At 52.5% G+C, this 13,157-nt stretch carries 11 protein-coding genes; 1 reads left to right on the forward strand and 10 read right to left on the reverse strand.

What is annotated here, in order from left to right; genetic code table 11:
- Positions 1-6 precede the first annotated feature (6 nt).
- Both ACYZYZ_RS03845 and uvrD read right to left on the reverse strand, forming a co-directional pair.
- The gene (locus ACYZYZ_RS03845) at positions 7-1,104 is read right to left on the reverse strand and encodes a TRAP transporter substrate-binding protein (RefSeq protein ID WP_461483306.1); all 1,098 of its coding nucleotides are present in this window, start codon (positions 1,102-1,104) and stop codon (positions 7-9) included.
- A 13-nt stretch (positions 1,105-1,117) separates the two neighbouring features.
- The gene (gene uvrD, locus ACYZYZ_RS03850; protein WP_461483307.1) at positions 1,118-3,286 is read right to left on the reverse strand and encodes a DNA helicase II; all 2,169 of its coding nucleotides are present in this window, start codon (positions 3,284-3,286) and stop codon (positions 1,118-1,120) included.
- Positions 3,287-3,408: 122 nt separating this feature from the next.
- Between uvrD and ACYZYZ_RS03855 the strand changes: the two genes are divergently transcribed.
- Positions 3,409-4,266 (forward strand): SIS domain-containing protein, encoded by an 858-nt coding sequence (locus ACYZYZ_RS03855; protein ID WP_305170351.1) that lies wholly within the window; start codon positions 3,409-3,411, stop codon positions 4,264-4,266.
- Here the strand turns inward: ACYZYZ_RS03855 and ACYZYZ_RS03860 are convergent.
- From ACYZYZ_RS03860 to atpA, 8 genes are all read right to left on the reverse strand, one after another.
- Positions 4,263-4,976 carry an MBL fold metallo-hydrolase gene (locus ACYZYZ_RS03860; protein ID WP_461483308.1) on the reverse strand — a complete coding sequence of 238 codons (714 nt, stop codon included), beginning with the start codon at positions 4,974-4,976 and terminating at the stop codon, positions 4,263-4,265. The two genes, ACYZYZ_RS03855 and ACYZYZ_RS03860, sit on opposite strands and share 4 nt — an antisense overlap.
- 3 nt (positions 4,977-4,979) lie before the next feature.
- Positions 4,980-5,792, reverse strand: coding sequence for a sulfite exporter TauE/SafE family protein (locus ACYZYZ_RS03865; RefSeq protein WP_461483309.1), 813 nt, complete (start codon positions 5,790-5,792; stop codon positions 4,980-4,982).
- 72 nt (positions 5,793-5,864) lie between these two features.
- A complete protein-coding gene (gene glmS, locus ACYZYZ_RS03870) occupies positions 5,865-7,694 on the reverse strand; it encodes a glutamine--fructose-6-phosphate transaminase (isomerizing) (protein ID WP_305170348.1) in 1,830 nt (609 codons plus the stop codon).
- 28 nt (positions 7,695-7,722) lie between these two features.
- Entirely contained in the window at positions 7,723-9,084 is a 1,362-nt protein-coding gene (gene glmU, locus ACYZYZ_RS03875) for a bifunctional UDP-N-acetylglucosamine diphosphorylase/glucosamine-1-phosphate N-acetyltransferase GlmU (protein WP_461483310.1), read from the reverse strand.
- Between the two features lie 144 nt (positions 9,085-9,228).
- Complete coding sequence (locus ACYZYZ_RS03880) at positions 9,229-9,660, reverse strand: F0F1 ATP synthase subunit epsilon (protein ID WP_305170346.1); 432 nt, start codon at positions 9,658-9,660, stop codon at positions 9,229-9,231.
- Between the two features lie 24 nt (positions 9,661-9,684).
- Positions 9,685-11,085, reverse strand: a complete 1,401-nt coding sequence (atpD, locus tag ACYZYZ_RS03885; RefSeq protein WP_305170345.1) for a F0F1 ATP synthase subunit beta — start codon at positions 11,083-11,085, stop codon at positions 9,685-9,687.
- A 38-nt stretch (positions 11,086-11,123) separates the two neighbouring features.
- Entirely contained in the window at positions 11,124-11,984 is an 861-nt protein-coding gene (atpG, locus tag ACYZYZ_RS03890; protein ID WP_305170343.1) for a F0F1 ATP synthase subunit gamma, read from the reverse strand.
- 48 nt (positions 11,985-12,032) lie between these two features.
- A partial coding sequence (gene atpA / locus ACYZYZ_RS03895; RefSeq protein WP_461483311.1) for a F0F1 ATP synthase subunit alpha occupies positions 12,033-13,157 on the reverse strand: 1,125 nt, incomplete at its 5' end.

The following is a 13,157-nucleotide window of genomic DNA, read 5'->3' on the forward strand; positions in this document are numbered from 1 at the left end:
CCGAAATTATTTTAGCTCACGAGCCCGATAGTAAGCCTCTTCTGAAATTTTGTGGTATTGCATAGCCTCTGTCTTGAAGGCTTTCTGTGAGGCATAGACCTTCTTGAACATCGGGTCACTTTCAGCAATCTCATCCAGGACCTGATCTGTTACACGATTAAGCTCAGCCAGCACATCATCCGGCAACTGGCGCAACTCCACACCATGGGTATTCACCAACTCATTGAGCGCGGCATTGTTGCGCGCCGTATAGTCATCGAGCATATCCTGATTCACTGCCCGCGCCGCGGCCTCCACGATAGCCTGCAAATCCGCAGGCAATGATTCATAGGCGGGTTTGTTGACGATCAACTCCAGCGTCGGGCCGGGTTCATGCCACCCGGGGTAATAGTAATACTTGGCCACCTGATGAAAGCCAAATGCCAGGTCATTGTAAGGACCAACCCATTCGGTGGCATCGATCACCCCAGTCTGCATGGAGGTATAAAGCTCACCGCCGGGGATATTGACCGCCTCGACACCAACCCGGCTCATCACTTCCCCGCCTAAGCCGGGAATACGCATCTTCAGCCCTTTCAAGTCTTCCAGGGAATTGATTTCACGATTGAACCACCCCGCCATCTGGACACCGGTATTGCCTGCGGCCAACGGTACCAGGTTAAAAGGCTCATAAAGTTCGCGCCACAGCTCCATACCCCCGCCATAATGTAGCCAGCCATTCATTTCCTGCGCATTGAGGCCAAAGGGCACGCTGGTGAACAACGGCGACGTCGGTGTTTTGCCCTTCCAGTAGTAAGCAGCGCCATGGCCCATTTCCGCCGTGCCTTGGGAGACCGCATCAAACACTTCAAGTGCCGGTACCAGCTGGGTCGCGCCATAAACCTTTACCTTGAGTCGGCCGGCGCTCATTTTGTCCACCATAACGGCAAAATTTTCAGCCGCCATACCCAGGCCGGGATAATTTTTTGGCCAGGTGGTCACCAGCTTCCATTGATAGGTCTTAGCCTTTTCCGCCTGAACGGATGCCCCATCGGCGCTTTCTCCGCCACCGCAGGCAGCCAGCAACAAGCAAGCCAGTAAAGGTATTACGCGAGTCAGTTTCATCTTGCCTTTTTCCTTAACACAGCGGGGTCAGTTTGGCATAGCTCAACACCAGCCACTTGCTGCCTTCGTTATCAAAATTGACCTGCACCCGTGCATGGGCACCATTGCCTTCAAAGTTTAACACTACTCCCTCGCCAAATACGTGGTGTGTCACCCGCTGGCCGAGTGACAACCCTGTATCCGCGCCACTATCGCTCAGGGATACAGCGGGTTTTTGTGCATAACTGGTCGGTCGCTGGACATGGGTTCGCAAACGAACTTCTTCAATCAAACCTGCGGGGATATCCCGCACAAAACGGGATACCGCGTTGTAACTTTCGGACCCGTACTGCTGACGGGATTCGGCAAAAGTCAGATACAGTTTCTGCATAGCCCGGGTGATGCCTACATAGGCCAGCCGCCGCTCTTCCTCCAGGCGCCCGGGCTCTTCCACCGACATGCGGTGGGGAAAGAGATTTTCTTCCATGCCGGCCAGAATCACCAGCGGGAATTCCAGCCCCTTGGCGGAGTGCAGGGTCATCAGCTGTACCGCATCCTCGCCCGCATCTGCCTGACGGTCACCAGCATCCAGGGCCGCCTGATCAAGAAACTGTGGCAGGGCCGATAATGCTTTGTCTTCCGGCTCAAAGCCCCGGCAAGCAGTGATGAGTTCCTGTAGGTTTTCCACTCGGGATTCCCCACGATCACCCTTCTCACGACGGTGAAAATCAATCAGTCCGCTTCGAGCTATGACATGATCGGCAATCTCCGCCAGTGGCAATTCGACGACGCCTTCTTCCAGTTCATCAATCAATGCCAGAAAACCGGCAACAGCATTGCTGGCCCTGCCGGGTAGCAGGCCGTCATCAACGGCTTTCTGCGCCGCCCGCCACAATGACATCCCCTCGTCCCGAGCCAGCTCTCGCAGGCCCTGCACAGTCTTGTCCCCAATGCCTCGGGTCGGGGTGTTTACCACACGCTCAAAGGCGGCATCATCATTTCGATTTACCAGCAAACGGAGATAGGCGAGGGCATTGCGGATTTCCTGACGCTCGTAAAATTTTTGACCGCCGTAAATGCGGTAAGGAATACCGGCACGTAGCAACGCTTCTTCTAGAACCCGGGACTGGGCGTTGGAGCGATAAAGTATCGCCGCTTCTTCCCTCAGGTTTCCCTGGGATGTCCAGTCCTGTAGACGGTCAGCAATAAAGCGTGCTTCATCGTGCTCGTTAAATGCCGCGTACAATGCGATGGGCTCGCCGTCGGCATCGTCAGTCCACAGGTTCTTACCCAGGCGATCAACATTGCGTGAAATGACCGCATTGGCTGCATCGAGGATATTTTTGCTGGATCGGTAATTCTGTTCCAGGCGAACAGTCTGGGTATCCGGGTAATCGCGGGAAAAATTAAGGATGTTTTCCACCTTTGCGCCGCGCCAACCATAGATCGACTGATCGTCGTCACCTACCGCCATTAACGGTACCTGATCGCCAGCCAACATTCTCAGCCAGGCGTACTGAATGGCGTTGGTGTCCTGAAACTCATCCACCAGTAAATGCCGGAAACGCTGCTGATAATGCTGTAGCAGTTCCGGTTGCTGCAACCAGAGCTCATGAGCTCTCAGTAACAATTCACCAAAATCCACCATGCCTCCACGCTCACAGGCTTCCTCGTAAGCGGTGTAGATCTGTTGCATCGTGCGCTGATAGGGATCCTGTGCGGGCTGAAGGTGCCGCGCCCGCAGCCCTTCATCTTTTTGTGCATTGATAAATCCCTGCGCCTGACGGTATGGCCAGCGACTGTCATCTATGCCAAGGGTCTGATAGACCCTTTTCACCAGGCGCAACTGATCATCGGAATCCAGTATCTGGAAGTTTTCAGGCAGTCCGGCCTGCTGCCAGTGCATTTTTAGCAGACGGTGTGCAATGCCGTGGAAGGTGCCCACCCACATACCCTGCCCGGAATATCCCAGAAGGTCCTCTATGCGCGCGCGCATTTCCCGGGCTGCCTTGTTGGTAAAGGTCACTGCCAGCAGGCTGTAGGGGGAGATCTGTTCCACCTGGATCAACCAGGCAATGCGGTGAACCAACACACGGGTTTTGCCGCTGCCAGCACCCGCCAACACCAGTAAATGCTTTGCTTGGCTGGAAACCGCATCACGTTGTGCAGAGTTCAGGGGATCAAGTATTGCTGTTACATCCATGGCCGAAGATTCTACCAGATGGCCCCTTCGGGCGGTTAAGGAGTTACCGGCGTTTTTACTACAAAAATTCCAATTTTCTGTAAATTATTTACAATACAGTTCCTGACCTATTGGTAACTGCCATGAAACCCGCCGAACTCACCTGGGCCATCAGTAACAGCCTGCCAAACTTGCGCAAATCAGAGCGCAAGGTCGCCGAGTATATTCTGGCCAACCTGACCGATGTTATCCGTATGCGCATTGTAGACCTGGCAGAAAAAGCGGAAGTCAGCGAACCCACCGTGGTGCGTTTTTGCCGCGCTGTGGGCTGTGAGGGGTTCCAGGACTTCAAACTGGCACTGGCCCAGCAACTGGCCTCCAGTCCCAGCTACGGACAGATTGCCGTCACCGACAAGGATTCCATCGCCGAATATACCTTCAAGGTATTTGATTCCACCGTAGATACGCTGCTCAAAGTTCGGGATTCCCTGGACCTGGTGATGCTGGACCGAGCAGTAAAAGCCATCTGCGCCGCCAACCGTGTCGAGTTCTACGGGTTTGGTGCCTCTGCTGCGGTAGCATTCGACGGTCAGCACAAGTTCTTCCGGCTGCAGGTATCTGCCTCTGCCTATGCAGACCCCCATTTGCAGAATATGTCAGCCACCTTTATGTCCCCTGGCGACGTGGTGATTGCCATATCCCAATCCGGCCGCACTACCACTCTGCTGAATGCCATCGAGCTGGTAAAAAAACGCGGCGCTGTGGTGATCGCCATCGCACCATCCGATTCGCCGGTGGCCAATGCCGCCACCATTCCACTGACCGTGGATGCCAAGGAAGATTTCCAGATCTACACGCCCCTGTCCTCTCGGATTGCCCACCTTGTCCTGATTGATGTGCTGGCTATCGGCATTGCCCAGCACAAGGGTGGCCAACTGCAGGAACACCTGCTGGAAATGCAACGCGGGCTGGAAGAGTTGCGGGAATCCCCGGAAGCTTAGTCAGAGCTTGCTGACCGAGATTTTCCACAACTGAGATTAGCCGGCACAGCCACATCCATGAACTTCGGGTTTGGCAGATCAAGGTTGTTCATAAGCTCAATAAATGCTGATTTATCTGCCACCTGAAGGCGAGGGTTGAAGCGACGCTCTTCGCCCAAGGTAGAGCGAGTCCAGCCCTTGTAATCGTGGGCCGGATACACCCAGGTATCTTCCGGGTAGTTGTCCAGCAAAGTCTGAAGACTGTCATAAAGTTGACCCGCATCACCGTTTTGAAAATCCGTTCTGCCACAGCCGCGGATAAACAGCGTATCCCCCGTAAAGAGATAGCCTTCTTTATCCGCTTTAACGTAGAAACACATTGAATCGTCTGTGTGGCCGGGCGTATAAATAGAAGTGAATGCCAACTCACCCAAGGTGATCTGCTCGCCATCAGTGATTTTTTTCGATGCACAGTTCATCAATGCATGGTCGTTGATCAGGGTCTCACAACCATATTCTTCCCTCAGACTACCCAGAGCTGTCACATGGTCAGCATGAACGTGTGTATCCAGTGCATAGGCCAATTTTAGCTCCAGTTCTTTTAACAGTTGCCGGTAACAAGGCATCCGCTCTACCACCGGATCGATCAGTAATGATTCGCGGCTTTTCTCATCAGCAACGAGGTAGGTGTAGGTCCAGGTTTCCCGATCAAACAGTTGTCTTAATAGCATGGCCTATCCTTTCACTAGAGTCTGTATTAGAACGCCGATCGCGAGTAACACCATTACCACAGCAAATAGTTTCTGTAATGTCGGCCCTGCCAAATAGCGCGCCAACCCGGTGCCCACGAGCATACCAACAATGCCGCCAACGGCGATGGGGAGTAACAGGTTCAGGTCGGTGGACCCTCCGCTGACAACAAAAAGCACAAAACCTGACCCCGCCACCAGTGAAATTACCAGTATCGACGTTGCCACCGCCTGATGAACACTTATTCCGGTGAGAAAAATCAACACCGGCACAATAACAAAACCACCACCGACGCCGAACACACCGGATAACACACCTGCCAGGATGGCAGCCAGTCCGAGTTGCAGAAAACAGCGGGGACCGGGTTTTCCATGGGTAAAACGACAAATGGGTGGCTTAACTTCTGCACTGCCACCACCAGCCCTAACCACTGCAGTAGCCTCAGGCTGATCGGTGGCTTGGCGCCAGAGACGGACTGCCACCGTAATAACCAGTAGACTAAATAGGCCGAGCAACAGGGTTTCCGGTAAGCGGTGATTCAGATAGCTGCCCAGGGGAAGGGCTGCGATGGCGATCAGCGCAAAATACAGCCCAGGCAACCAGACAATTTCTCCGCTGCGCAGGCGGGCCATCAGACCTATGGCCGCCGCCATGGCGACTGCACCCAGAGACATTCCTGCTGCAGTCTGTACGGGTAGTGCAAGTAACCCAACCAGTAACGGCAAGGCCACCACTGAGCCTCCAGCACCCGTTAGGCCGAGAATGGCTCCAATACAAAATCCGATGATGTAGGTCATCTATAACCTATGTGCTCCGTAAGCCGCGACTTCTGCATCCGGGTCACCTAAAGCAAACCGTGCGTTGACGACTTATTCGACTGTCACCGATTTGGCAAGATTACGGGGCTGATCAACGTCCGTGCCCTTCAGTACGGCAACATGATAGGACAGCAACTGTAGGGGCAGGGTATAGATGATGGCCTCCAGGCTTTCCGGCACATGGGGGATGCTCATCACGGTAACGTCGTCCTCATCTTCAAAACCAGCCGCCTTGTCAGCGAATACAAACAGCTGCCCGCCACGAGCTTTTACTTCGTGAAGGTTCGACTTCAGTTTTTCCAAGAGTTCGTTATTGGGTGCGACTGCCACCACCGGCATATCATTGTCAACCAGTGCCAGCGGCCCATGCTTTAGCTCACCGGAGGGGTAGGCTTCGGCATGTATATAGGAAATTTCCTTGAGCTTCAGCGCCCCCTCGAGAGCTACCGGATACTGAACCCCGCGTCCCAAAAAGAGCGCATGGTGCTTCTCTGCAAAACATTCAAAAGTCCGCTCAATATCCTTATCCAGCGCCAGCGTTTCACGACACAGGGAAGGCAATTGGTGTAATGCCTGTACCAGTTGCTTTTCTTTCTCTGTAGGCAGCCCTCGCTGTTTACCAAGGCCAATACACAGCAATTGCAGTGCTACCAACTGGGTAGTAAATGCCTTGGTTGATGCTACACCGATCTCAGGGCCAGCGTAGGTCATCAGCGACATATCCGACTCCCGCACCAGAGAACTGTTGGCCACATTACAAATCACCAGGCTCGCCAGATAATTAGCCTGTTTAGCTGCAGACAGCGCTGCCAGGGTATCTGCCGTTTCACCGGACTGGGATATGGTGACAAACAGTGTGTTTTCTGGCACAACCACCTGACGATAGCGATACTCGCTGGCGACCTCCACCTGACAGGGAATATCAGCCCATTCCTCCAGCCAATAACGCGCTACCAGTCCAGCATGGTAACTGGTACCACAGGCCACGATATGAACTCCCTGCACTTTAGGAAATATGGCACTGGCGTGTGTACCAAAGGCTTCCGGGAGCACGTGGCTGTCACTGATTCGACCTTGCAGAGTACCCTCCAGGACAGCGGGCTGCTCGAAGATCTCTTTCATCATATAGTGACGATACCCACCCTTGTCCGTAGCCGTGTCGTCGCCGGATAGTTTCACAATATCACGCTCTACTACGGTATTTTTCTGATCGAAAATACTGTATTTGCCTCCTTTCAGCTCTACCAGATCGCCATCAAGCAGGTACACAAAGCGATCCGTAACCTGACGCAAGGCCATCTGATCAGAAGCCAGGAAATTTTCTTCAATACCGACACCCACCACCAGCGGACTGCCTTTGCGCGTGCCAATCAGCACATCGGGTTCTGTGGTACAGATCACAGCCAGCGCATACGCACCCTCCAGCCGCTGCACGGACCGCTGCACGGCCTCTTTAAGTGAACTTGCTGAAGGCAACAGGTGATGAATCAGGTGTGCAACCACCTCCGTATCTGTATCCGAAACAAAATCGTAACCCTGCTCGGTGAGTTCCTGACGCAATTGCTGGTGATTTTCGATGATACCGTTGTGTACAACAGCAACGCCTCCCGAGATGTGTGGGTGGGCGTTTTTTTCATTGGGGACGCCATGGGTTGCCCAGCGGGTGTGGGCAATGCCCAGTGAGCCACGTGCCGGTTGTTCGACGATGCAGTCAACTAGTCCAGCAACCTTGCCAACCTTTTTGCGCACCTGAAGGCTGTCGCTTTTGTCTAGTACAGCGATACCGGCTGAGTCATAACCACGATATTCGAGACGTTTTAACCCCTCAATCAGAATTCCGGTGACGTTTCTCTGCGCCTGGGCGCCAACAATTCCACACATACTGTTATCCGCTATGACTTCCCTGACTTTAGGTTTTCTTAACCGGACGCTGCCAGCCTGTAATGTTTTTCTGCAAAGCTCGGGTCAAGCCCAGCTCTCCGTCGGGAATATCTTTCGTAATGGTCGATCCGGCTCCCACGGTTGCCATATTGCCAACCCGTACGGGTGCAACCAGAGAGGTATTTGAACCGATAAAAGCCTGATCGCCAATTTCGGTACGGTGTTTGTTGACGCCATCATAGTTGCAGGTGATGGTTCCGGCGCCCACATTGACGCTCTCTCCAAGCTCCGCATCGCCGACGTAACTCAGGTGGTTTATCTTGCTGCCTTTCCCCACACGGGTTTTCTTGGTTTCAACAAAATTGCCGATTTTGGCACCGTCTTCTAGGATCGTTCCGGGACGCAACCTGGCAAAGGGACCCACCACTGAGCCAGTGGCAACCTCAGCACCCTCAAGAATACTGTTGGCTTTAATCTCCACATGATCGGCGATGATACTGTTGCTTATGTGGCAGTTCGGCCCAATGGTGACGTGACTTCCGAGAACAACCTGCCCTTCAAATATGGTGTTTATATCAATGGATGTGTCCGTACCACAGACTAGCTCACCCCGCACATCAAAGCGAGTTGGATCCGCCAGGGTGACACCCTCTTTCATCAGGCGTTCTGCTTGCTGTCGCTGATAAAAGCGCTCTAGGGATGCCAATTGCTGACGATCATTGACTCCCAGGACTTCCTCAATAAGTGTCGGCTGCTGGGTATTGATGGAAATACTCTTTTCTACGGCCAGAGAAATAATATCGGTGAGATAGTATTCACCCTGTGCATTGTTGTTACCGATCTGTGGCAGCAACAATTTTAATTGGCGGGCTGGCAAAGCAAGTACGCCTGTATTTACCTCGCAGACTAAGCGCTGTTCGTCCGATGCATCCTTTTCTTCAACAATGGCTGCCACTTTACCCTGATCGTCGCGGAGTATTCGGCCGTATCCGGTGGGATCATTCAGTATGACCGTCAGCAGGGAGATACTATCTTTGGCTGTTGCAATCATCGATGACAGCGTGTCATGGCTGATAAGGGGTACGTCGCCGTACAAAATTAGGGCTGTACTCTCATCGCGCAGATTTGGAACTGCCTGCATCACGGCGTGAGCTGTGCCAAGCTGTTGCATCTGCTCGACAAAGGTAACAGCTCCTTGACCAACGCTGTTTTTAACCTCGTCAGCCCCATGGCCAGTCACTACTGTAATCTTGCTATCTGGCAAAGCAGAAGCGGTATCCAATACATGTTGCAAGAGCGTCTTGCCAGCCAGAGGGTGAAGCACTTTGGGCAGGGCAGACTTCATACGCGTGCCCTTGCCCGCTGCTAAAACTATTATGTCCGTGGCCATCGCACCCCCTTTTGAATGCAGGTATTTAATCAGGAAGTGGGGCTCTTTGCCATGTCAGTCCCGGCAAATGGCAGCTCTGTGGATAGTTTTTGAGCAAAAAAAAGGTGGCATATGCCACCTTTTTTCAAGCGTGTTTCGGGTGTGTTATTTCTTGCCACCCATTTTCTTACGCAGTTGCTCGATCGTGCGCAGCTGCGCTGCTGCTGCTGCAAGTTGAGAGGCAGCGCGTGAATAATCGAACTCTCCAGTTTGGTTGGTGAGATCGCTTTCTGCCTGTTTCTTCGCTTCAAGGGCTGCAGCTTCGTCCAGATCATCTGCACGCAGCGCTGAATCCGCAAGAATGGAGATCCTGTTGGGTTGCACTTCCAGGAAGCCACCGGAGAGATAATAAATCTCTTCTTCGCCATCCTGTTTGATGATGCGAACCGGCCCAGGCTTCAGATCTGTCAGCAACGCCGCGTGGCCAAAGGTAATACCCAGTTCACCCTGAGAACCCGAGGCAACAAGCATTTCAACAAGACCTGAAAACAGGGATTGTTCTGCGCTTACAATATCGCAGTGTACAGTCATAGCCATATCTTAACGCCTATATTATCGCGTTTACTTCATTTTCCCGGCTTTTTCGATAGCTTCATCAATGGTACCAACCATATAGAAAGCCTGCTCCGGCAGGTGATCGTAATCACCGTTAAGAATGCCCTGGAAGCCCGCAATGGTTTGTTTCAGAGAAACATACTTGCCTGGAGAACCGGTAAATACTTCTGCCACGTGGAAAGGTTGAGACAGGAAACGCTCGATCTTACGAGCACGAGCTACGACCTGCTTGTCTTCCTCGGACAGTTCGTCCATACCCAGAATAGCAATAATATCTTTCAGCTCTTTATAGCGCTGCAGCACTGACTGTACACCGCGAGCGGTATCGTAGTGCTCCTGACCAATGATGAGTGGATCCAGCTGGCGAGAGGTGGAATCCAGCGGATCTACCGCAGGATAAATACCCTTGGAAGCGATATCACGACTCAATACAACGGTCGAATCCAAGTGAGCAAAGGTGGTTGCTGGAGACGGGTCAGTCAAGTCATCCGCAGGTACGTATACCGCCTGTACCGACGTAATCGATCCAGTTTTCGTAGAAGTAATACGCTCCTGAAGAACACCCATTTCTTCCGCCAGAGTCGGCTGATAACCTACAGCAGATGGCATACGGCCCAGCAGTGCAGATACCTCAGTACCAGCGAGTGTATAACGGTAGATGTTATCCACGAACAGCAGCACGTCTTTGCCTTCATCACGGAATTTCTCAGCCATGGTCAAGCCGGTCAGCGCAACACGGAGACGGTTGCCGGGCGGCTCATTCATCTGGCCATAAACCATCGCCACTTTTGACTTGGCAAACTCTTCGACATTTACAACACCGGCTTCCTGCATTTCATGGTAGAAGTCGTTACCCTCACGAGTACGCTCACCTACACCTGCGAATACTGACAGGCCGGAGTGCTCGGTAGCGATGTTGTTAATCAATTCCATCATGTTTACGGTCTTACCCACACCGGCACCACCGAACAGGCCAACCTTACCGCCCTTCGCAAACGGGCATACCAGGTCGATTACCTTGATACCTGTTTCCAGGAGGTCGGTTGAAGCCGCCAGTTCGTCATAAGCCGGTGGTTTACGGTGAATGGAGGCGCGCTCTTTTTCGCCGATGGGTCCCAGTTCATCAATGGGGTTACCCAGTACATCCATGATGCGACCGAGGGTTTCAAGACCTACAGGAACATTAACCGGTGCGTTGGTGTTGTTGACACCGAGACCACGGCTCATACCTTCTGAAGAACCCATAGCAATGGTACGAACCACGCCGTCACCCAGCTGCTGCTGAACTTCCAGGGTCAGACCTTTCTCCTCAACCTTCAATGCGTCATATACGTTGGGCACTTGATCGCGGGGAAATTCCACGTCAATTACCGCACCAATGATTTGCACGATACGTCCGCTACTCATGTCCGATTCCTCTTAAACTTAATCTTTAAAATCTTTCGTTAAACTGCTGCCGCACCGCTGACAATTTCTGACAGCTCTTGGGTAATCGCAGCTTGACGTGCCTTGTTGTAAAGCAGTTGCAACTCGTTGATCAGATCGCCAGCATTTTCGGTGGCGTTTTTCATTGCGATCATCCGAGCGGCCTGTTCACAAGCCTTGTTTTCAACGACTCCCTGGTAGACTTGTGATTCGATATAGCGAACCAGAAGACCATCCAGCAACTCCTTGGCATCGGGCTCATAGATATAGTCCCAGTGATGCTTCAGTTTGTCGTCTTCGATAGGTAAAAGTGGCAGTAACTGCAATACTGTCGGCTTCTGCGTCATGGTGTTTACAAATTCGTTGGAAACCACATAAAGCTTGTCGATTTTTCCGCCTTCGTAGGCGTCCAGCATAACCTTCACACCACCAATCAGGTCCTGAGTAGATGGCTCATCACCCAGATCACGCACTGTCGCGACGATATTACCACCCAGACTTCCAAAGAATGACGCAGCCTTATTTCCAAGCACACACAGATCGATTTCTACACCCTGCTCCGACCAGCTCTTCATGGAGCGGATAACTTCCTTGAACAGGTTTGTGTTCAAGCCGCCGCACAATCCACGGTCAGTAGACACCACAATATAACCAACGCGTTTTATTTCACGCTGCTCGAGGTATTCGTGCTTGTATTCGGAGTCGGCATTGGCGATATGGCCAACAACTGAGCGAATACGGTCGGCGTAGGGCTTGCTGACTTCACGGCGTTCCTGAGCGCGCCGCATTTTACTGGCGGCAACCATCTCCATCGCACTCGTAATCTTCTGAGTGCTCTGAATACTGTTGATTTTCGTTCTGACTTCTTTACCGACTGCCATAATTTAAGCCTTTCAGTCGGGGACAGCTTCCGCTGTCCCCATTAGAAATTACCAGGTTTGGGTGCTCACAAATTTTTCGAGCGCCGCCTTGTAACTGGCATCAATATCGTCGTTCCAGTCACCAGTCTCGTTAACCTTGCTCAGCAGATCACCATGCTCCGCTTTCATGTAAGAAAGCAGCGCCTGTTCGAAATCACCGATTTTGTTAACTTCAACTTCCTTCAGGTAGCCTTTGTCTGCTGCATATACCATCAGCGCCATCTCGGCCACACTCTGAGGTGAATACTGCTTCTGTTTCATCAGCTCGGTTACGCGCTCACCGTGGTCCAGCTGGGCTTTGGTGGCCTCATCAAGATCAGAGGCAAACTGGGAAAATGCCGCCAGTTCACGGTACTGTGCGAGTGCGGTACGAATACCACCAGACAGTTTCTTCATGATCTTGGTCTGAGCCGCACCACCTACCCGAGATACAGAGATACCTGCGTTCATGGCAGGGCGGATGCCCGCGTTAAACATATCTGCCTCGAGGAAGATCTGACCATCGGTAATAGAAATTACGTTAGTCGGTACGAAGGCAGAAACGTCACCAGCCTGGGTTTCAATAACCGGCAGTGCCGTCAGCGAACCAGTTTGACCTTTAACTTCGCCGTTGGTGAATTTTTCTACGTAGTCGGCATTTACACGGGCTGCGCGTTCCAGCAAACGGGAGTGCAAATAGAAAACATCTCCCGGGTATGCTTCACGGCCCGGAGGGCGACGCAGCAACAGGGAGATCTGACGATAGGCCCAAGCCTGCTTGGTCAGATCATCATAAATGATCAATGCGTCCTGACCGCGATCGCGGTAGTACTCACCCATGGAGCAGCCAGCAAATGGTGCCAGAAACTGCATCGCTGCAGGATCGGATGCTGTCGCGGCAACCACAATGGTGTGCTCCATGGCGCCGTGCTCTTCCAACTTGCGCACAACTGCAGCAATAGAAGCGGCTTTCTGGCCAATAGCCACATAGATACACTTGATACCAGAATCTTTCTGGTTAATGATCGCATCAACAGCAATCGCTGTTTTACCAATCTGGCGGTCACCAATGATCAGCTCGCGCTGGCCACGGCCGATGGGTACCATCGCGTCTACCGCTTTCAAACCAATTTGAACAGGCTGGTCAACCGATTG

This window comes from Porticoccus sp. (genome assembly GCA_023261185.1).
Classification (GTDB): domain Bacteria; phylum Pseudomonadota; class Gammaproteobacteria; order Pseudomonadales; family Porticoccaceae; genus Porticoccus; species Porticoccus litoralis.